At 25.2% G+C, this 20,943-nt stretch carries 25 protein-coding genes; 10 read left to right on the top strand and 15 right to left on the bottom strand.

The annotated features are described in order from the left end of the window. Position 1 precedes the first annotated feature (1 nt). Positions 2-811 (bottom strand): 3-methyl-2-oxobutanoate hydroxymethyltransferase, encoded by an 810-nt coding sequence (panB, locus tag ADFLV_RS11810; RefSeq protein WP_014474980.1) that lies wholly within the window; start codon positions 809-811, stop codon positions 2-4. 169 nt (positions 812-980) lie between these two features. Here panB and ADFLV_RS11805 point away from each other — a divergent pair, with 169 nt between their 5' ends. From ADFLV_RS11805 to ADFLV_RS11785, 5 genes are all read left to right on the top strand, one after another. Then, positions 981-2,387 carry a chloride channel protein gene (locus ADFLV_RS11805; protein ID WP_129011920.1) on the top strand — a complete coding sequence of 469 codons (1,407 nt, stop codon included), beginning with the start codon at positions 981-983 and terminating at the stop codon, positions 2,385-2,387. Between the two features lie 61 nt (positions 2,388-2,448). Continuing rightward, positions 2,449-3,189 carry a tryptophan synthase subunit alpha gene (trpA, locus tag ADFLV_RS11800; protein ID WP_014474978.1) on the top strand — a complete coding sequence of 247 codons (741 nt, stop codon included), beginning with the start codon at positions 2,449-2,451 and terminating at the stop codon, positions 3,187-3,189. A 3-nt stretch (positions 3,190-3,192) separates the two neighbouring features. Continuing rightward, on the top strand, positions 3,193-3,930 hold the full coding sequence (locus tag ADFLV_RS11795; protein ID WP_129011921.1) for an arginyltransferase: 738 nt from the start codon (positions 3,193-3,195) through the stop codon (positions 3,928-3,930). Next, on the top strand, positions 3,920-4,147 hold the full coding sequence (locus ADFLV_RS11790) for a hypothetical protein (RefSeq protein ID WP_041654881.1): 228 nt from the start codon (positions 3,920-3,922) through the stop codon (positions 4,145-4,147). Before ADFLV_RS11795 ends, ADFLV_RS11790 begins: the two co-directional genes overlap by 11 nt. Continuing rightward, positions 4,140-4,523, top strand: a complete 384-nt coding sequence (locus ADFLV_RS11785; protein WP_014474976.1) for a hypothetical protein — start codon at positions 4,140-4,142, stop codon at positions 4,521-4,523. The genes ADFLV_RS11790 and ADFLV_RS11785 overlap by 8 nt, the downstream gene beginning before the upstream one ends. Before the next feature lie 36 nt (positions 4,524-4,559). Here ADFLV_RS11785 and feoB read toward each other — a convergent pair whose 3' ends face one another. Together feoB and ADFLV_RS11775 are read right to left on the bottom strand one after the other, a co-directional pair. Then, the gene (feoB, locus tag ADFLV_RS11780; RefSeq protein WP_129011922.1) at positions 4,560-6,668 is read right to left on the bottom strand and encodes a ferrous iron transport protein B; all 2,109 of its coding nucleotides are present in this window, start codon (positions 6,666-6,668) and stop codon (positions 4,560-4,562) included. Continuing rightward, complete coding sequence (locus ADFLV_RS11775) at positions 6,658-6,885, bottom strand: FeoA family protein (RefSeq protein WP_014474974.1); 228 nt, start codon at positions 6,883-6,885, stop codon at positions 6,658-6,660. Before ADFLV_RS11775 ends, feoB begins: the two co-directional genes overlap by 11 nt. Before the next feature lie 143 nt (positions 6,886-7,028). On the opposite strand from ADFLV_RS11775, the gene ADFLV_RS11770 reads away from it, so the two are divergent. Continuing rightward, positions 7,029-7,481: a Fur family transcriptional regulator gene (locus tag ADFLV_RS11770; protein ID WP_129011923.1), complete on the top strand. Its 453-nt coding sequence runs from the start codon at positions 7,029-7,031 to the stop codon at positions 7,479-7,481. Positions 7,482-7,528: 47 nt separating this feature from the next. Here ADFLV_RS11770 and ADFLV_RS11765 read toward each other — a convergent pair whose 3' ends face one another. The 4 genes from ADFLV_RS11765 to ADFLV_RS11750 all read right to left on the bottom strand — a co-directional run bounded on the left by ADFLV_RS11765 (position 7,529) and on the right by ADFLV_RS11750 (position 9,897). Beyond that, entirely contained in the window at positions 7,529-8,026 is a 498-nt protein-coding gene (locus tag ADFLV_RS11765; protein ID WP_014474972.1) for a flavodoxin, read from the bottom strand. Between the two features lie 13 nt (positions 8,027-8,039). Next, positions 8,040-8,801 carry a hypothetical protein gene (locus ADFLV_RS11760; RefSeq protein ID WP_014474971.1) on the bottom strand — a complete coding sequence of 254 codons (762 nt, stop codon included), beginning with the start codon at positions 8,799-8,801 and terminating at the stop codon, positions 8,040-8,042. Then, positions 8,795-9,130 (bottom strand): DUF2325 domain-containing protein, encoded by a 336-nt coding sequence (locus ADFLV_RS11755; RefSeq protein WP_014474970.1) that lies wholly within the window; start codon positions 9,128-9,130, stop codon positions 8,795-8,797. Before ADFLV_RS11755 ends, ADFLV_RS11760 begins: the two co-directional genes overlap by 7 nt. 269 nt (positions 9,131-9,399) lie before the next feature. Next, positions 9,400-9,897, bottom strand: coding sequence for a transglycosylase SLT domain-containing protein (locus ADFLV_RS11750; RefSeq protein ID WP_014474969.1), 498 nt, complete (start codon positions 9,895-9,897; stop codon positions 9,400-9,402). A 165-nt stretch (positions 9,898-10,062) separates the two neighbouring features. Between ADFLV_RS11750 and ADFLV_RS11745 the strand changes: the two genes are divergently transcribed. Continuing rightward, positions 10,063-10,272: a hypothetical protein gene (locus tag ADFLV_RS11745; RefSeq protein WP_014474968.1), complete on the top strand. Its 210-nt coding sequence runs from the start codon at positions 10,063-10,065 to the stop codon at positions 10,270-10,272. Between the two features lie 32 nt (positions 10,273-10,304). On the opposite strand, the gene ADFLV_RS11740 is transcribed toward ADFLV_RS11745, so the two are convergent. The 3 genes from ADFLV_RS11740 to ADFLV_RS11730 are packed head-to-tail and all read right to left on the bottom strand — an operon-like array spanning position 10,305 to position 12,914. Then, positions 10,305-11,018, bottom strand: coding sequence for a carbon-nitrogen hydrolase family protein (locus tag ADFLV_RS11740; RefSeq protein ID WP_129011924.1), 714 nt, complete (start codon positions 11,016-11,018; stop codon positions 10,305-10,307). After that, positions 10,993-12,402, bottom strand: a complete 1,410-nt coding sequence (locus tag ADFLV_RS11735) for a phosphomannomutase/phosphoglucomutase (protein WP_129011925.1) — start codon at positions 12,400-12,402, stop codon at positions 10,993-10,995. The genes ADFLV_RS11740 and ADFLV_RS11735 overlap by 26 nt, the downstream gene beginning before the upstream one ends. Next, entirely contained in the window at positions 12,399-12,914 is a 516-nt protein-coding gene (locus ADFLV_RS11730; RefSeq protein ID WP_129011926.1) for a methylated-DNA--[protein]-cysteine S-methyltransferase, read from the bottom strand. Before ADFLV_RS11730 ends, ADFLV_RS11735 begins: the two co-directional genes overlap by 4 nt. Before the next feature lie 41 nt (positions 12,915-12,955). Between ADFLV_RS11730 and ADFLV_RS11725 the strand changes: the two genes are divergently transcribed. Continuing rightward, entirely contained in the window at positions 12,956-13,636 is a 681-nt protein-coding gene (locus ADFLV_RS11725; protein WP_129011927.1) for a response regulator transcription factor, read from the top strand. After that, positions 13,629-14,945, top strand: coding sequence for a sensor histidine kinase (locus tag ADFLV_RS11720; RefSeq protein WP_129011928.1), 1,317 nt, complete (start codon positions 13,629-13,631; stop codon positions 14,943-14,945). Before ADFLV_RS11725 ends, ADFLV_RS11720 begins: the two co-directional genes overlap by 8 nt. A 1-nt stretch (position 14,946) precedes the next feature. Here ADFLV_RS11720 and ccoG read toward each other — a convergent pair whose 3' ends face one another. Further along, positions 14,947-16,263: a cytochrome c oxidase accessory protein CcoG gene (ccoG, locus tag ADFLV_RS11715; RefSeq protein WP_129011929.1), complete on the bottom strand. Its 1,317-nt coding sequence runs from the start codon at positions 16,261-16,263 to the stop codon at positions 14,947-14,949. Positions 16,264-16,402: 139 nt separating this feature from the next. On the opposite strand from ccoG, the gene ADFLV_RS11710 reads away from it, so the two are divergent. Next, on the top strand, positions 16,403-17,092 hold the full coding sequence (locus ADFLV_RS11710; RefSeq protein WP_129011930.1) for a hypothetical protein: 690 nt from the start codon (positions 16,403-16,405) through the stop codon (positions 17,090-17,092). 35 nt (positions 17,093-17,127) lie between these two features. Here ADFLV_RS11710 and ADFLV_RS11705 read toward each other — a convergent pair whose 3' ends face one another. From ADFLV_RS11705 to ADFLV_RS11690, 4 genes are all read right to left on the bottom strand, one after another. Next, complete coding sequence (locus tag ADFLV_RS11705) at positions 17,128-19,011, bottom strand: glycoside hydrolase family 17 protein (RefSeq protein WP_129011931.1); 1,884 nt, start codon at positions 19,009-19,011, stop codon at positions 17,128-17,130. A 7-nt stretch (positions 19,012-19,018) separates the two neighbouring features. Further along, positions 19,019-20,254, bottom strand: coding sequence for a glutamate-5-semialdehyde dehydrogenase (locus tag ADFLV_RS11700; RefSeq protein ID WP_129011932.1), 1,236 nt, complete (start codon positions 20,252-20,254; stop codon positions 19,019-19,021). A gap of 21 nt (positions 20,255-20,275) precedes the next feature. After that, positions 20,276-20,575 (bottom strand): hypothetical protein, encoded by a 300-nt coding sequence (locus ADFLV_RS11695; protein WP_014474958.1) that lies wholly within the window; start codon positions 20,573-20,575, stop codon positions 20,276-20,278. A 67-nt stretch (positions 20,576-20,642) separates the two neighbouring features. After that, entirely contained in the window at positions 20,643-20,861 is a 219-nt protein-coding gene (locus tag ADFLV_RS11690; protein ID WP_014474957.1) for a hypothetical protein, read from the bottom strand. Positions 20,862-20,943 lie beyond the last annotated feature (82 nt).

Here is a 20,943-nt window from a genome sequence, read left to right as displayed (position 1 = left end):
ATTAATACTCTTCATTTTTTGATGGAAATGAGCTGTTTTGTACATCATTTCTATATTGATTCACTGCTTCTTTTACAAGTTCTGCCCCATTTAAATAGTGTCTTACAAATTTTGGTTTAAACTCTTCAAAAAATCCTAACATATCTGACCAAACTAGAACTTGACCATCAGTTACATTTCCTGCACCAATCCCAATTATAGGGATATTTACAGCTTCAGTGATTTTTTTTGCAACATCACTCATAACGCCTTCTACAACAATTGAAAAAGCTCCAGCTTTTTCAACTGCAATTGCATCACGAATTAACTGTTCTTCATCCTCTTTTGATTTTCCTCTGACTTTATATCCACCTTCGCTTCTTACATATTGAGGCATCAATCCTATATGTCCCATTACAGCAATAGAATTTGAAGTTAGATGTTTTATAATATCAGCTCTATCTTCTCCACCTTCTATTTTAACTGCTGCTGCATTTGTTTGTCTATATATTTCTATACAGTTTTTTAATGCTTCATCTTTATTTATGTAAGTTCCAAATGGCATATCTGTAATTACAAAGGCTTTTTGTGCTCCTGTACAAACTGCATTTGTATGATATATCATTTGTTCTAAAGTTGCAGAAAGTGTATCAGGACGTCCAGCAAAACTCATATTAAGGCTATCTCCTACAAGAATCATATCTGCTATTTCTTCAAATAATTTTGCAAAAAGTGCATCATAAGCTGTAATAACAGTTAATTTTTTTTGATTTTTTGATTTTTTGATTTTTGTTATGTTCATTTTTTCAAAATCATTTTTTATTATGCTCATTTTTTTTCCTAATATCTGTTAATAACTTTTTATGATTATATCTAAAACAAACTTTTTTAATAAAAATTTTAATATTTGCTATAAAAAATAAAAATTTAAAGAACTTGTAAATATCTGTTTCGTTAGAATTATAGATACAAAACTCAAAATAAACTAAAAAAGTATTCTTATGAACAATGAAACAAATATTCAACAACATTTAGCAGAACAAACAATTATGTTTGCAAGTATTACAAAATGGATTTTTTTATCCTCTTTAATTGGTGCTTTAGTAGGAGTAGTTGTATCTTTATTTTTAAAACTTTTAACATATTGTGAAAATTCAAGATCATTACTTCCTTTTGATTATTATTATACATTACCTTTTGCTTTAGCAATAACAGTTTTTGTTGTAAAAAAATTTGCTCCAAGTGCTCAAGGGCATGGAACAGAAAAGGTAATTGAAGCAATTCACAAAAATTCTGGAAAGATTAATGTAAGTGTTGTACCAACTAAACTTTTTGCAACAGTTCTTACAATTTTTGCAGGAGGTTCAGTTGGAAAAGAGGGACCTGGAGCGCAAATTGGTGCATCATTAGCTTCATTTATTGCAATGAAACTAAGATTTTCTGCAAGAGATAGAAAAAAAATTGTAATTTGTGGAATTAGTGCTGGATTTGCATCTGTTTTTGGAACACCACTTGCAGGAGCAATTTTTGGAGTGGAAATATTGATTGTTGGTGGTTTAATGTATGATATTTTATTACCTTCAATAGTTGCAGGATTTTCTGCTTTTTTTGTTGCAAAAATGTTAGGTATAAGTTACACATATTTTAATATAGCGTTTTATTCAAATTTTGATTTTAATTATGTATTGATTTCAAAAGTTATAATTGCAGGAATCTTTTTTGGATTGGTTGCAGATTTTATAATTACAGCATTAAGTACTTTTCATAAATACATTAGTGCAATAAAAATGAATTATATTTTAAAAGCATTTTTAGGTGGAATTTTTATAGTAGTTTTAACTTTAGTTGTTGGAGAACATTATTTAGGAATAGGTTTCCAAACTATAAAAGATGCTTTATCAACGGATAAAATGATAAATGAAAATATTCCTTGGTATACCTTTGTATTAAAAACAATTTTTACCTCATTAACTTTGTCTTTTGGTGGAAGTGGTGGGGTTATAACTCCAATTTTTTATGTTGGTGCAACAAGTGGTAACTTTTTTGGATATTTAGTTGATGGATATATTCCATTATTTGCTGCCTTGGGTTTTGTTAGTGTCTTAGCAGGAACAACAAGTGCTCCAATTGCTGCAATGATTATGTCAGTTGAACTTTTTGGTATGGATGTTGGTCATTATGCTGCAATTTCAATTATTATTGCATTTTTAATGACAGGGCATAGAAGTGTTTTCCCTTCACAAGTTTTATCAATGAAAAAATCAGAAGCTATAAATGTAAAATTAGGTGATGATATAGAAAATACACAAATGACATATACAACAAGATTTTTTATAAATATTCAAAGAATATTCAACTTGATAGTTAAAAAAAATTTAAAAAATACAGAAGATAATAAAAATAAGTAATTAATAGTTTAAAAGTAGATTTTGGATAAAATATTTAAAAATTAAACATAGGGTTAGCATTTTGAAAAAATTAGTAGGTTATATTACATCATCACTACCAAGCAATAATTTTACTATTGATTTAGCTTATAGTATGAAAGAATCAGGTGTTGATATTTTAGAGTTAGGAATTCCTTTTTCTGATCCTGTTGCAGATGGTCCAGTTATTGAAAAAGCAAATTTAATTGCTTTAAATAATGGCTTTAAGTTAAAAGATTTATTTGAAGTATCTTCTAAAATTGGACAAGATATTGATACTTTATGGATGGGGTATATGAATCCATTTTATCATTATGGAATGGAAAAATTCTTACAAAAAGCAGAAGAATATAATATTCAAGGAACAATTATTCCTGATCTTCCTTTTGAAATGGTTCAAAATTATGAAAATTTATTTGTTAAATATAATAAAACAAATATTTCGTTTGTTGCACCTACAGATAGTGAAGAAAGAATTAAGCAATTAGTATCAAATGCAAAAAAATTTATTTATATGGTTGCTTATGCTGGAATAACAGGAAGTGGTCAAAAAGAGGATTTGTCTTTAATTATTCAAAATGTAAAAAAATATTCACAAACTCCGCTTTATATTGGTTTTGGTGTTGATGAAAAAACATGTAAAGAAAAAGTTAATGGTGTTGATGGCGTAATTGTAGGAAGTGCATTTGTAAAACATATTATTGATGATAGTTTATCAAATGAAGAAAAAATAAAAAAGATTTCTTTAGTAGCAAAAGAGATAAAAGATAAAATTAACGAATAAATTATGCATATTTTAAATCAAGACGTTGAATTTTTAGAAGAGAATAGAACTTGTTCTTATTTTGATGAAAAGCTTTCAGATATTAGATATAGATATATATATTCTTGTTCTACTGAACTTTATCAAAAAATGCTAGAAAGAGGCTGGAGAAGATTTGGAAGAATGCATTTTGTTCCAGAATGTAAAACTTGTGATAAATGTGTTTCTATGAGAATAGATGTTGAAAATTATAAATTCTCAAAATCTGAAAAAAGAGTTATCTCAAAAAATAAAGATACAAAACTTTATATAAGACCACCATCTCTTACTATGGAACATTTAAATTTATATGATAAATATCATAGATTTATGAATGATAAAAAAAATTGGCCATATACACCAATTGAACCTGAAGATTATTCTAAATCTTATGTTGAAGCTACAGAAAATTATGCAAAAGAATTTTTATATGTAAGAGATGATAAGTTAATAGGTGTTGCTTTGGTGGATATTTTACCTCAATCAATTTCTGCAATTTATTGTTACTATGATCATGATTATTCTGATTTATCAATTGGAAAATTTTCTATTTTAGCACAAATAAAAATCGCAAAAGAACTTAAAATACCGTATATATATTTAGGTTATTGGATACAAAATCATTTTTCAATGGGATATAAAGAAGCTTATTCACCTTTTGAGATTTTAAAAAACAGAGCTTCTTTAAATGAAACACCTATTTGGAAAAAAAATGAAATATAATATCGTTGTAATAATAAGTATTATAATTTGTGCTATAATCTCTTGGATTTTTAGTTATTATTTAGCATTAGTTGTAGTTGGTGAAAGTAGTGCTTTTTTTAAAATAGCACAATTAATTGTAGTAATAATTTCAATGACAACTTTTTATGCTCCAATAAAATATATATTAATTAAATTTATGAATCTTGAAAAAGAAGAAAGAGAGAAAAATGAATAGATACTTAGTATCTTTTTTAATATTAACTGCTACTTTATTTGCAGAAACTGCAACATTAAATGAAGAAAAAACAATTGAAGATAATGTAGTTTTAACTGAACCATACAATCCAAATGTTGATTGTTTAATATTAGAAGATGAAAATTCAATTATATGTAAGTTTGAAGTTATTAGAGATCCTATAAATGAGCAACTAATAACGATTAATTGGATAAGTCCAACAGGTGAAATCTCAAGAAGTAGAGAAATGATAATTCCAGCTGGAGATAGCTCTGCTTATGATTATAGATATATTGATGGTAGAGAAAATGGAAAATGGGATTTTAGAATAATTTATAATGGAAAAGAGTATTCATCTCAATTTGAATTGAAATAAATACTTTTTATTTACTAATTAAGTAAAGAGTCTCTCTTAACTTATTAGTAATTTTGTTATGTTATATGTAAAAAAAGACATAATCCACGCAGTTGATGTTGTAAAAATAAATAAGTACCATAAATATTTCCAATTTCCTGCCTCTTTTACAAATACCATAGAAGCTGCTAAACAAGGTAAATAAATCATTATAAATACAATAAATGACATTGCTGAAGCAAATGGAATATTGTTTTTTATTTTTTCTATTAAACTATCAGAAGTTTCGTCATTTTCTCCACCTAATCCATAAAGAATTGATAATGTTGAAACAACTATTTCTTTTGCTGCAAGTCCTGTTTCAAGAGCTACAGACATCTTCCAATCAAATCCTAAAGGTCTAAATAGTGGTTCACTAAACTTACCAATATATCCTAAATAAGAATTTTCAAGATTATATAAACTTAATTCATTTTGTAAATTGAGTTTTTCTTCTTCATTTGTAGTTAGTTCTATTTTTTTGTTAAACGATTCCTCAATATCAAGATGTTTTGGATAGTTACTTGCAAACCAAATAAGTAAAGAAGCTGCTAAAATATAAGTTCCTGCTTTTTTTAAATACATCATAGCTTGATTTGAAACAGTATGCCAAATCAATTTAAATGATGGAAGTCTATATTTTGGCATCTCCATAACAAAAGGTTCATCTTCACTTTTAAATACAACAATTTTTAATACTTTAGCTGCAAATAAACCTAAAATAGCACCACAAATATAAATTAAAAATAATACATTTCCTGCATTATGTTCTCCAAAAAAAGCTCCTACAAAAAGTACATAAATAGGAAGTCTTGCCCCACATGACATGAAGCCAATGATAAATAAAGTTAATAATCTATCTTTTTCATTTTTTAAAGTTCGTGCAGCCATATATGCAGGAACTGAACAACCAAAACCAGTTACCAATGGGATAAAAGATTTTCCATGAAGTCCAAATTTATGGAAAAACCCATCAAGTAAAAAAGCAACTCTACTCATATAACCTGTTGTTTCAAGCAAAGCAATTCCAAAAAATAGTATAACTATATTAGGTAAAAATAAAATTACTGAACCAACTCCTGCAATTATTCCATCACCTATAATAGAAGAAAGTTGATTTTCTCCTAAAATTTGTTTTGTATTATTGATAATACTTGCAAAAAAAGCATCAATTAAATCCATAGGAATATTTCCTATTTCAAAAGTTAGTTGAAATAATCCCCACATTAAAAATAGAAAAATTGGAAGACCAAAAAATTTGTGAATTAAGAAAGAATCAAACTTTTCAGTTAAAGTTTTTTCTTTACTAGAATCCTGTTTTACAGTTTCTGTAACTGCACCTTTTGCAAAAGCAAATTTTTCATCATTGAATATATCTTCTATATTCTTCGTTCCAAAGTGAATGTATAAATGTTTAAATGCTTCATTTAAAATAGGTTGTAGTTTTATCCAAATAGGATCTTCACTAAAAAGTTTATAAGTTTGTTTATCTTCCTTTAAAAGTTTTATAGCAAGTTGTCTGTAAGTTTGATTTGTTTTATAATTACATTCATTTAATAACTTTATGATTGTTTCTATCTCTTCTTCTATAACATCAGAAAAAAATAGTTTTGTCGGAAGTTTTTCATTCTCAAATTTATTTACAATTTCATCTAAAAGATTTTTTATTCCTATTTTTTTTGCTGCACTTGTTTTTATACAAGGTTTACCCAAAATTTTACTTAATTGAATTTCGTCTATAAAAATTGATTCTTTTTCAGCTTCATCACTCATATTAAGTGCAATAATCATCTTTTTATCTAAAGCTAATAATTCTGATGTTAAAAGTAGATTTCTTTGTAAATTTGTAGAATCCAACACATTTAAAATAATATCATAAGGAGAATTATCCAAAAATTCTTTAGTAACTTTTTCTTCTAAAGTATAGTTATTTAAAGAATAAGCACCAGGTAAATCAATAATTTGAATTTGATAATTTTTGTATTCTAAAAAAACTTCTTCTTTTGCAACTGTTACTCCCGAAAAATTTCCAACTTTTAATCTAGCATTTGATAAAGAATTAATAAGCATAGATTTACCAACATTAGGTTGACCTACTAATGCTATAGTTATGACATTAGTTTGCATATTTAACCTCTATTTTTGAAGCTTCACTTAATCTTAATGCTATTTTTGATTGGTTTACTTTTATTTCGATTGTACTTTTTGTAAGAGTTAGACCTTCGATTGTTACAATTACACCTTTTGTTATGCCAAAAGAGTATAATCTATTCTTTAAGATATTATCACAATTAATTGCAACAATTTCAACAGTTTCATTTAATTTTAATTCATCTAAAGTCATTTTTTTCCTCATTTAGGATTAATAATGATTATTATAATATAATTAGCCTTTCTTATAGTTAAGTATGATAAATGCTTGATTGTAATTTTGGTTTACTTTGGATATACTATTAACTCGCTATAAAATTTTTAAGGGTGATTTTTATGCTAAATGAAAATAATAATGCAGAAATAATTGATGAACTAAAAAAGATTGTTAAACAAAAAGGATTAAAATATACTGAACAAAGAGAGATTGTTTTAAGTATATTATTACATGCAAAAGAACATTTAACAGCAGAAGAGATTTATAATCAAATTAAAAAAGATTACTCTGATTCTAATATTGGAATTGCTACAGTTTATAGAGCACTTAGTTTTTTAGAAGAAGTTGATTTAATTACATCAATAACTTTTGGAACAGATGGAAAAAAATATGAAAGTAATGCAAAATCTCATCATGATCATCTAATTTGTACTAATTGTGGCAAAATAGTTGAGTTTATTGATGATGAAATTGAAAAAAGACAAGATAAGATTGCTAAGAAAAATAAATTTAAAATATCAAGTCATTCAATGCAACTTTATGGAGTTTGTGAAAATTGTCAAGAGTCATAGTATATTAAGGTTTCTTAATATACTATTTTTTAATCTAGATATAATTTTTATAAAATTTCTGCTTTTATTTCATTAACCCAGTTTTCAATTCTCTCTTCAGTTAAATCACTTTGATTATCTTCATCTATTACTAATCCAACAAATTTAGTGTCAATTTGAGCTTTTGAACCATCATGATAATAACCTTCAGTTGAAGTAAATCCTATAACTTTTGCTCCACTAGATTTAATTTGTTCGTAAATAATTCCTAAAGCACTACAAAATTCATCACTATAACTTTCTTGATCTCCTAACCCAAAAAGAGCAACAGTTTTATTTGATAAATCTAATTTAGAAAAATCTCCCCAAGCATCTTCCCAATCATCATTTAATTCACCATCCCCCCAAGTAGAACCACCAAAAATAAGTTTATCATATTCATTTATTTTATCTATTTTTGTTCCTGCTAAATCAAATACTTCAATATCCCCAAGTTTTGAAGCAATTTTATTTGCTATCTCTTCAGAATTTCCTGTACTACTTGCAAAAAATATAGCTGTTGCCATTCGTCATATTCTCCTAATTATTTTTTATTATTGATCTTAAAGAGTAAGGAATAGCTTTTATTTGATACTCTTCATTTTTTAATTCGTCCACATAAACAGGTATTTGTTTAGTAAATTCATTGTTCTTTGGATAGGCTAAATATATTTGAAAATATTCACCTTTTTTTATAGATTTTATTGCACCTTTTAATTCATCTTTTATATTTGGTTTTTTAACTTCTATATCTTTCCAAGATGTATAAATTTTAAGCCCAACAAAATCTTTTGATTTAATGCAAATAGAATCTCCTAAATCAATTACTGTTTTGTCTATGTGGAGTTTTTTTATCTTTTTTAATACAAATTCATGAAATAATAAATGTTTATCAATTAATAATTGTAAATTGTTATTTGTAAAACAAATTGAAATTAATTTTGCAATAGGTAATAATTGTTTGTTTGAAATAAAAAGAGATGTTTTTTTATTAGGATTTAAATAATTGTTAATTATCTTCGTAGAATTAATACAGAATTTAAAATGTCTATTATTTTTATTTTGAACTTTTATGAAACTTGTAGGAAGTAAATTTTTTATTTTATAAGAAAAGGCACTTTCTAATTGATAGTTTGATAATTTTCTTTGTTCATATTTTGAAAAATGACAATAAGAATCCAAAATATTATTGCTAAGATTTAAAAATAGTTGTCTTAATCTATTTACAGAATTAAATTCATCAAAATCCTTTGGTAAATACTCTTCTTTTTGAGAAAAACCTATTAAATTTTTTTCTAACATTTTAATTCCTTGTCACATTTTGCATAACATTCATTACAATCTTTTATTCCCATGATTTTTACATATTCATCATATACGCATGAGATTGATCTTTTTGCACAAATAAAAGGTATATTTTTCTTTTTTGCTTCATTTTTATATTTCAGCATTGTATTATGATTTAAAAAAGATGTAAGCATTACTATACAATCAGTATCTTGTGGAACTTTTTTCTTGGGAGCTGAAGATTTTTTTCTTGCATCCCAATGATTAATAGTTTTTGCACCTAAATCAGTAAGCATTGATGAAATTTGAGAGATTTGGTCTCCTCCAATAATTAGAATACTCATTTTAAATCCTTTTAACAAGTGCAACCAGTAGGTTTTACTAAATTTTTTTTATTTTTTATTTCCATACAATCAAACATAATGCATCCTTTATATTGATAATCATTATTGAAATATTATAGAAAATAAACTTAAAATATAATTAATATTAAGAATGATTATCAATAAAATGTAAAAGATTAAATAATGTTGTAATTTATGATGGAAAGTTATATATGAAAATTAAAAATTTAAAAAAGGATAATAACTAGGAAAATCCTAGTTAAAAGTTTCTATACATCTATTTTTTTGAGTTCTCTTATAATTGCAGCTATTTCTTGAGAATATTCTCTAGCTTCTCTACTATTATATTTCCATCCACCATTATAACTGCTCCATACTTTTGTCCAGTCATTTTTGTGGATTTTTTGCCAATAAGTTAATTCATCAATTGCATTTTTAGTTGCAAATTTAAAATCAGAAATTAATTTTGTTGCTAACATATTTCTATTCCATGCTGTATCTTTTGCATTTTGTCTACTAATAACAGTTTTTATATTAGCTTGGTATAAACCAAAATCTTTTGAATCCAAGTTAACCATCACTTTCCCTAGTCCTGACTCTTTAATTGCTATAGCCATTAATGAGTAACTAAGACCATGAGCTTGACCTTGTTTTTTTATCTCTTTAAGTGTTTCAATTTCGTCTTGCGTTAAGTTTTTTATATCAAAATCTGATGCAAAAACATTAGAAATAAATAGTAGAATAAGTAGTATTGCTCTTAATCTCAATGCTTTCTCCTTTGTTTTTTCTTTAAATAAAGTAGCCGATTATACAAAAAATTTATAAAATTGTCAAATATTACTATATTTTGCTTGTTTTTTTAGGATTGATTAATAATTTATTTAGTTAATTAAAACTATAATTCCAAAAAAATTTATGAGAATAAAAAGACATTGGAAAAGAAAGAATTTAAGAAAATAATTAAAGAGATAGGGTTTTCTTCTCAAGGTAAATTTGCAGAAGAAATAGGTGTAAAAGCAACGACTTTTACAACATATAAAGTGATTCCGACACATATAAAAAGAATTACAAAATTAGCTTTATTAGCTAAACAAAATGGAGTGAGTTTAGAAGAAATAAGAAATTCACTTAAGGTAGATTAGAGAGAATCTCTAATCTTTAAAGAAAATATTTATTATAAACCTATGTTTATATATTTTCTAACTTTTTTCATCTCTTCAAAATCAAATTTAGATTCAATTTTAGTTTTTAAATCATCTTTTATCACATTTCCAAATGGACTTATAATTGCACTTCCTTTTGCCATATTATCATCTGCACTGTTGCATGCAATTACAAAACATTGATTTACAAGAGCTAATGCTTTTGAAATTGATTCATAGTGATCTTTTCTTTTTAATCCCCACATTGAAGGATTTAAAATAATATCTGCACCTTTTACTTTTTCCCAAAGTTCTGGAAATCTAAGTTCAAAACAAATAAGTGTTGCTATTTTTAAACCATTTATTTCAATAATTTTTATATCTTCAATATTTCCCGAACTAAAATATTCAAGTTCATCTCCTAATGGAAATAGTTTATATTTTGCTTGAGTATGAATAATTTTTTGATTATGAAAAATATATAAAGTATTATAAAAATTTCCATCTTTTTTTGTAATAAATGTTAAAGCTATGATTTTATCGATACTAAGTTCATTTATTTCATCTATTGCTTTTAAAGAAAAATTTGATGCTTCATCCATTCTATCATAAGAAAACCCACTTAAAGCTAGCTCTGGTGCTAAAATCAAAGAGTTATTTTCACATGAATTTATTAATTCTTTTAAATTATTAAGATTTTCTTGAAAATTGTTTGAAGTTTTAATTTGTAGTGCTATTAATTTCATTTATTACCTCATTTAAAATATTTTCAACTGCAACTTTATAACTAACAGCTGTTGCATAGCTTGTAGCTTCATATTTTGTAACTATTACAGAATTTGTGTTTGAAGCACGAATCAAAGCAAAACCATACTCAAAATTTATTCTAAGACCATCAATTTTAACTATATCTTTGATTATTGGAAAACCTCTTTGAATAGTTTTTAATTTTTCATCAATTTTTTTTATGATTTTAAACTTATCTTTTTCATTTACATTTATTTCAATATTTGAACTTGTATAAACTTTTGGAAGTTTATCTAGTTCAACATCAAGATTTATTCCTTCATATAAAAGTTCTATTACTCTAAATGTTGCATAAATTGCATCATCATAACCATAATATCTATCATTAAAGAATATATGTCCTGAAACTTCAGCTGCTAAATCAGCATTTAACTCTTTTAGTTTTAGTCTTAAATTTGAATAACCAGTTTTATTCATAATTGTTTTTGCTTCATGATTTAACTCTTCAAAAATATTTTGTGAATATGTTACTTCTCCAATAATAACTGGATTTTTCATAGTCTTTGAAAAAAGTAGGGCTAACATATCGCCTTTTATATTATATTTTTGAGTTAACACGGCAATTCTATCTGCATCTCCATCATAGGCAAAACCTAAATTATAATCATTAATCAATAAAGCTTTTAAATCTTCTAGATTTTTTTCATTTGTTGGGTCTGGATGATGATTTGGAAACTCTCCATCTGGAGTTAGATGAATTCCTTTATAATTTAGATTTAATTTATCTAAAATATTACATAAAACAGTATTTGCAACTCCATTTCCACAATCAACAATAAAAGGAATTTTAAAATCTTTTAGGTGAGAAAACTGTTTAACCATAAAATCTATATATAAATTTTTAGCATCAAGTTCTATAAAATCAAAATTATTTGGAATTTGTATATTTGTATTTTTTGCTATTTTTTCATATAAAGAGATTAGTTCATCTCCAAAAAATGGTTCATTATTTATAGTGATTTTAAATCCATTATATTTTTTGGCATTATGACTTCCTGTAATCATAATTGATGCATTTGGTTTTATTTTTTTATCATCTATTAAAAATTCTTGAAAAGAGGCAAAATAGTTAACTCCAGTTGCTACAAGTCCAATATTTAAAACTTTACAACCTGAGAGATTAATTCCAGAAATCAATCCATTAAAAAGCATTTGAGAGTGAGTTCTTACATCATAACCAACAACTATATATGGCATAGTTTTTGTTTTTTCTTTTATATGAAGTCCTAGATAATAACCAATTAATTTGGCATTTTCATAGGTCAAATCCTCATTTACTATGCCACGAATATCATATTGTCTAAAAATTGTTTTGCTTATCATTCTTTTTCTAACTTTAATAAAAAATTGTTTTTTTCATCAATTGAAAATTTAACTTCATCTAAAATTACCCTAAAACTTGGAACTAAAATATCTATCATATTTTGTAAAGTTGCATTTGAAACAGCTTTTGATAACTTTTCATCTTCAAGTTTTTTAGCTATTTCAGCACAATTTATAGTTTTTCCATAAGGAATATTTAGTAATTCTTTCCAAACTTTTATTTGAAAAGGAGAACCCACAAGTTGTAGTGGAATTTCAAATGTTTTTCGTTGTTTGTTTAAATATTCATTTAATTGAATTTTTAAAATTTCAAAAGCTTCACAGTTTCCTGGAATTACATCTGCATTTAATGTACTTTTTAAAACTTCAATTTTTGCTTCAATATGAAAAGGTGTAAATGAAGATAGTATTACAATGCCTTTTTTAGATGCAGCTGCAAACATTTCACCTAAAGGTGTTGAAAAAGTCGTTGTAACAATAACTTCTTTTGTTTCAAAATTATATTTTCTCATGGCGGAATTTTAACATAATCATATATAAGATATAATTTTAAATGTTAAAAAATATCAATAAAAATATAAAAATTTTGTATGTTGAAGATGATGAAATCGCAAGAGAAAATGGGATTGAGTATCTAGAAAATTTTTTTGAAACTATATATGAAGCAAGTGATGCGATAATTGCTTTGCAACTTTATGAAAAATATAAACCAGATATTATAATAACAGATATTCAAATGCCAAAATTAAATGGTTTAGAATTTGTAAAAAGAATAAGACAAAAAGATAAAAAAACTCAAATTATTGTTATTACAGCATTTTGTGATAAAGAGTATTTATTAAAAGCAATTGAACTTCAACTTGTAAAATATCTTGTAAAACCTGTAAAGGAAAAAGAGTTTGAAGAGGCATTGTTTTTATGTGTTAATTCATTGAAAGATGATATTTCAAATATTGTACAAATTGATGATGAAATATATTTTGATACATTTAATAAAAATTTAGTAATAAATAATGAAATAGTAAAATTAAGAATAAAAGAGATTTTATTTTTAGAATTACTAATAAAAAATAAAAATAGATATGTAACTTATGAAGAGATTGAAAACTATGTTTGGGCGGATAGTGTTATGACAAAAGATGCTTTGAAAACATTAGTTAAAAATATAAAAACAAAAATTCCAAAAGATTTGATTTTAAATCTTACAAACAGTGGTTATAAAATAAATGTTTGATATAAATATAGTTCTATTTTATGGAATAACTTTTGGAATATTAATTATGACAATTGTATATACATTTGTTAGATATTTATATTCAAAAGAGATATTTTATATTAGTTATTGTTTTATGCAAATTTTCTCTTTGATTTTTATAATCTCATATAGTAAACTTTTTGAAATAAATATTTTGGTTCAAGAGTTTTCTTTGGTTATTGCTTCTATATTTGCTGTAGTATTTGCAATAAATTATTATGAAGGAAATTTTTTTCCAAAAATCACAAATTTTAAAGAGCTTTTATTTAATACATTTTTATTAAATGTTGTTATTTTAACGGCATTTTATCACTATATTTTATTTGAATATTTACCTTATACAATTATTTATGCCATTTTATTTATCTCTTTAATTTTTAATTTAAAGCAAGGTTTCAAACCCGCACTTATTTATGTAATTGGTTGGTCAATTTTTTGTATTTTACTTTTTATTTTTGATTTTAAAAATCTTTATAATCAAATGGGATATTTTGATTTAGTTTTAGTAGTTTTTGCAATTGAAGCTATGCTTTTTACTATTTCAATTGCATATAAATATAATGATTTGAAAATTCAAAACAAAAACTTTGAGAAAATGGTTTTACAGCAATCTAAATTTGTAAAATCAGGAGAAATGATAGCAAATATTACGCACCAATTTAGACAACCATTAAACAATATTTCATATATTTTAATGAATCTAAAAAAGAGATTTGAAAATAAAAACTTAGATGAAATCTATTTTGATAAAAAAATAAATCAAGCAAATGAACAAGTGATTTTTTTATCAAAAACAATAGATGATTTTAAAGAGTTTTATATTGAATCAAAAGAGAAAGTTTTATTTAGTGTAAAAGAAGCTATAAATAATGCAATAACAATATTAAGTGCAGATTTAAAAAGTAATAATATAGAGTTAGAAGTGAATTTTGAAACTTTTGAAGATATACAGATTTATGGAGTTAAAAATGAACTTTCACAAGTTGTTTTTTCTTTAGTTTCAAATTCAATTGATATTTTAAAAAATATAAAAAATCCAAAAATAAAAATAGATATCTTTTGTGATTCTGCTGAGGTTAAAATAACTGTTTTAGATAATGCTGGTGGAATAAAAACAAAAAATATAAAAAAGATTTTTGAACCATATTTTACGACAAAAGAGCTAGGAACTGGACTTGGACTTTATTTAGTAAAAATGATTATTGAAGAGAGTTTTTCTGGAAAAATTTTAGTTGAAAATAAAAAAGAGGGCGCTTGTTTTTCCCTCTTTTTTGAAAAAGCTATTTAGATTATGGATGAATAAAAGCTAGTTTTTTTACTATTTTAAATTCACTATCTTGTGAAAATATTTCTATATAAACATTTGATGTTTTATTTATGTTTTTATCAAAATCTTTAGTAGTTTCAATAATTAATATTTTTTTAGATTTAGTTCCAGCTTCTAAAGAGAACTTTTCAAATCTTTTTATTTTAAAGTTTTTATCATCTTTTAGTTTTATATCAAAAGTCAAAGCTTTATCTTGTGTGTTATGGAAAGTTAAAATATAGTTATTTGAAACTATTCCATCTTCATTTTTTTTGTAAAGTTCTGTTGTTTTATTTACATTTACTAAAAAATCTTCTTTTTCTAGTGAAAAATAAAATGCTAAAAATATACATAAAAATAAAGAAGCAAAATATGTAATATTTCTTTTTGTCCAAATAGAGATATTTTGTTTATTTATTACTTTATTTGTACTTCCCCAATTTATTAAAGATTCTTTTCCAAATTTTTGCATAACAGTTGAACATGCATCACTACATTCAAGACAGTTTATACATTCAACTTGTAAACCTTTTCTAATATCTATATGAGTTGGACAAACTTTTACACAAGCTTCACATGTTGTGCATTCTTCATTATTACTCCATTGTTTTACTTTAAAAATAGATTTTGCTCCATTTTCATAAACTTTTCCACCTCGATTAAAATCGTAAGTTACTTGTTTTGTATTGTTATCATATAATACTGATTGGATTCTAGAATATGGACAAACATAAACACAAAAGTTTTCTTTCATAAAAACAATATCATAGATTAAAAATAGGGCAACACTTATAATAAATAAAATCATAAAACTATGATTTAAAGGGTCTTGTATATAAGCAAAAAAATCTTCAGGTGGAACAAAATATAACATAAAGTTTGAAGAGATAATTAAAGTAATAATTCCCCATAAAATTAAAGATATATATTTTTTAATTTGATTTGATTTTTTATTGTAGTCTATCTCTTTTTGTTTGTTTTTAATTCTTCTTAAATCTAAAATTGTACTTTCTATTAAATCTCTATAGATAACTCTAAAGATAGTTTGAGGACATGCCCAACCACACCAAATTCTTCCTAACATTGAAGTCATTGCAAAAATACCAATAAATAAAAACATTAATAAAAAAGGCATAACATAAAGTTCACTTACATTAAAAACCATTCCAATAAAATGAAACTGTAATCTTTCGAAAGATAATAACAATATATGATTATTATTTATTGTTATAAAAGGTATTAGCATTATGAAAATTGTGCTAATAAAATAAACTAAATATCTTTTTTTAGAATAAGACATATTAAACTCCTTTGTTTTTTTTATCATAAGTAAAAATGGTGTTACTTTGGTGGTATTTATTATAAATATGTATATAAAATCTATTGCATATTTTTTATATTAGCTGTATAATTTTGCCAATTTATTAGAGGAAAAGAAGGTGGGAAAAATAAAATATATATTTATATTTTTGTTAATTGGTTTAGTTGATTTATTCGCTGGAAACAGATATGAAATAAAATCAGGAATTGTTGAATATGAAATAGCTGGAAATGCTGAAGGAACTGAAAAAGGTGACACAATAAGTGGAACAAGTAAATTGTATTTTAAAGATTTTGGTAATCTTGAATTGACAGATGAACGTATCGTTCAAACAATAATGGGAGAGAAAGAAGAAGAGAGAACAGTTTCAAAAATTGTAAATGATAAAATGCTTACAGCAGATTTTAATGATGAAGTAATTTATTCTCAAAAATTAGTTTTAGATGAAGAAAATCCAATTCAAAATATTAAAACTTATGATTCTTTTATTCAAATGGGTGCAAAAAATCTAGGAACAGAAGAAATTTTAGGTTATAAATGTGACATTTGGCAATTAGGTGAAGATAAAATTTGGGTTTACAAATCTGTTCCATTAAAACAAATTAGTCAGTCTTTAGGAATTATTCAAATTCAACAAGCAAAATTTGCAGTATTTAATATAGATATAAAAGATGATAAATTTAAACTTCCACCATTTCCTATAAAACCAATTGAAGAGATTATTGGTGATAGTGAAGCAGAATTTCCAAATATTTCTCCTGAACAAGAAAAAATGATGAATGAAATGATGAAAGAGCCTAAAAAATAAAGATTGTGCATTTAGCACAATCTTCTAATAAAAATCTAATTTAAACTTTTTGTTTCATCTTTTGTAAGAAGATAAACAGCTAATAAAAATGAAATCGAACCTAAGAATGTATTTGTAAGAATTAATGAACCAACACTAAAGAATAGAGCAATTAAAGAGTATGATTTTTTATTTGTTATAAATGCAATCACAGCTACTAAAATAGTAACAAATCCAATATATCCAAAATAAACAGCTGCTCCCATAAAATCTTTTATTTCGCAAGATAAAGATGCAGAGTTTAGATTACACTGTATTGCTAAGGCTTTATTTGATACAAATCCATATTTAAAGGCAAAGAAAATTCCAGCAAATACTAATGTATAAATTCCTAACTCTTTTAAATCACACAAAGAGATATTTTTGTTTGTGCCTTTATTTAAAATATAAGCAAATGCTAATGCTAAAATAACCCAAATATTAGAGAAAATATTTAAAAAAGTTTCATTGTATATTGTAATAATTGAACCAATAACTAAAACTAAAGCTAATACTTTTTCAAATTTACCAAAATTTAATTTTGAATATTGATTTTTATATAACCATATAAATGAGATGGCTAAAATGATAAATCCATAAATTTCAAAATTTTCATATCTTCCATTGAAAGCTAAATTCATAGTTAAAATGAAAGCAATAAATGAAGCTAAATAAAACAATATACTTGGAATAACATCTGTTCTTTTTTCTTTTATTATATATGAAAGCATAAAATAATAAACAAAAATTTGTGTTAATAACACAACAAAAGCCCATGAAAATTCTAAATAGTTTCTAGCAATAATATTATATTGTTCAACTTGTAACATATAAAGTATTGCAAAAAGAGTATTTATAAAACTAAATAAGAAGATTTTTTTAGTTGATATATCTTTGTTTCTAAGTAATAAAGAAAAAGCAAGGATTAAAACTAATGAACCAAATGCTAAATATTTATAATTTGGAAAATTTGAAACATCTCCACTGAATACATTTTTATCAAGTCTATCTTTATCAAATAATCCCCAGAAACCACCAACAGCACCTTCACTAACTCTTTTCCATGGTTGATCAAAGGCTTCAATGATATTATAATTCCAGTTTTTTTCTTGGGCTAAAGAGACAAAATCTCTTACAAATTTTGCTTGGTTGATTTTACTTGGTAAGGCATCTTCTCTCATTCTTCCTTCACTTGGCCAACCTGTTTCTCCAATTAAAATATTTGAAGTTCCTAAAATTTGTTCAACTTCATGTCTAACATCAGCTAAATGTTTGATTGATTCATCTATATTCATTGGGTCATCTTCCCAATAAGGTAAAATATGAATAGTTACAAAATCAGTTACTTCTTTGATACTTGGGTGTTTTAACCAAAATTCCCAAACATCAGCATAAGTTACTTTTACATTTGGAAGAGCAGTTTTTACTTCTTGTATATATTCATAAAGTTTTTTATCAGAGATATCTCCTCTTAATAAAACTTCATTTCCAACAATTACAGCTTTTACAATTTCAGGATTTTCATTTACTAATTTAATTAAAGTTGATATTTCATCTTTTGTTTGTTTTTCATCTGAACTAACCCAAGCTCCCATAAGCATTTGAAGATTAAATTCTCGTGCTATCTTTGGAATCATTTCTAAACCTACAGTTGAGTATGTTCTAATACAAGTTGTGTATTTAGAAAGAAGTTTTAAATCATTTCTTACTTGTTCTTCTGAAATTACTAAACCTTTATCAAATAAGAAAGGTGATTCATCTTTTGCAAAAGGTGCATACGATACGCACTGAAGTTTTGAAAAAGAGTTTGAATCATCTTTTAATATAGCTTTTGCTCCTAAATAGTACCAAAAGAATAAAGCAACAAAAACACTACATAATGTTAAAAATATTTTTTTCATTTTTTTCCTAATTCCTGATTTGACCTGAACCGTAAATTTTATATTTAAATGTTGTTAAATCATTTATTCCCATTGGTCCTCTTGAGTGAAGTTTATTTGTAGAAATACCAACTTCAGCTCCAAGTCCAAATGCTCCACCATCTGTAAATCTCGTACTTGCATTTGCATAAACACAAGCTGCATCAACTTCACTCAAAAATTTATTTACTGCTGTATAGTTTTCACTTAAAATTGATTCAGAGTGTCCTGAACCATATTTTTGAATATGTATGATTGCTTCTTCAATATTTTTTACAATTTTTATATTTAAAATATTTGCTAAATATTCTGTACTATAGTCTTCAATAGTTGCAGGAATAGCTTTTATAAACTTTAATGTTTCTGGACAAGCTTTTAAAATTGTTCCTTGTTCATTAAAAGCATCTTCTAATCCATTTAAAATATATGGAGCTATATCTTCATGGATTAGTAAAGTTTCTATTGAATTACAAGCACTTGGTCTTTGGCATTTTGCATTAATTACAATATCAATAATTTTTGCAGCAGCAGCATCTTTATCTATATAAATATGGCAAATTCCTTTATCATGTTTTATTACTGGAATTGAAGAATTTTCACTCACAAATTTAATAAGAGCTTCTCCACCACGTGGAACTATTAAATCAACATATTTATCTTGTTTTATAAGTTTTGCAACACCTTCTCTACTTGAATCAGGAAGTAAAGATATAGCTTGTTCAGGGAGTTTATTTTTTGCTAATACTTCTTTTAATACAACAGCAATTGCTTTATTTGAGTGTTCAGCTTCTTTTCCACCTTTTAAAACACAAACATTTCCACTTTTAAAACACAGTGCTGCTGTATCACTTGTAACATTTGGTCTACTTTCATAAATAATTCCAATTACTCCAATTGGAATTGATATTTTTTGTATATTTAAACCATCTTGGGTTACCCAACCATCAAGAATTCTTCCTAATGGTTCTTGTTGAGATGCAATTTGTCTTATGGCATCTGCCATTCCTTTTACTCTATCACCTGTTAAAAGTAATCTATCTAGTAAAGCTTCATCTAAATTATTTAATCTTGCTTGACTCATATCTTTATCATTATGTGAAATGATAAAATCACAATGGTTCATCAAAGCATCTGCCATTTCATTTAATACTTTATTTTTTATAGCAGTGCTTAAATTTGCAATAGTTCGGCTAGATTTTTTAGCCTCTTCTAAAAATGCTTGCATAGTAATTCCTACAATTAAAATTTATTTTTTGTTATTTGGTATATATTTGAAGAATAGATATAAAACTGCTAACATTACAATTACAGTTATAACACCTATAAAATTAAGTTCTACTTCGGGGCCAGCGCCTCTTTGATAATTTTTTGGTACAAATAGAATCATTGAAGATAACAGCATAAAAGAACCAGTTATCACGGCTATTAAATGAGCAAAAACTCTATGAAATTTTGTCATATAAAAATCTTTTACCATTTTCCAAGTCATTGCTGAAGCTGTAATTACAATAATTAGTACAATGATTTTTTCATATTGTGCTTCCAATAATCTTCCTTTATGAAATTTTACTTATTTTATGTTTAGTATACTTAATTAAGGCTTTGTTGAGCCTTTATTTACAAACTCCACTATCTTTTAATATCTCTTTTATTTGTTTGCATTTGTTATTGTCAATATACAAATGTAGCCAAGATTCAACCCAATAAGGAATATTTCTACCATTGTTTCCCCATGAATTTACACTTTGATATTTTAATCCTAAATGCTCTGAAAATGTCCGTTTATTGAAATTTGCTTTTTTTAATAATAACTTGAAATTATCCTTATCCATTTAACTTCCAAAAATAGTATGCAAAAGTATATCATAAAATTAAAAAAAATATGTAAATAAATATATATTTAAGTATATTATT

Source organism: Arcobacter defluvii (assembly GCF_013201725.1).
In the GTDB taxonomy this organism is placed as follows: Bacteria; Campylobacterota; Campylobacteria; order Campylobacterales; family Arcobacteraceae; genus Aliarcobacter; species Aliarcobacter defluvii.
This window is presented reverse-complemented; position numbering and strand designations above follow the sequence as displayed.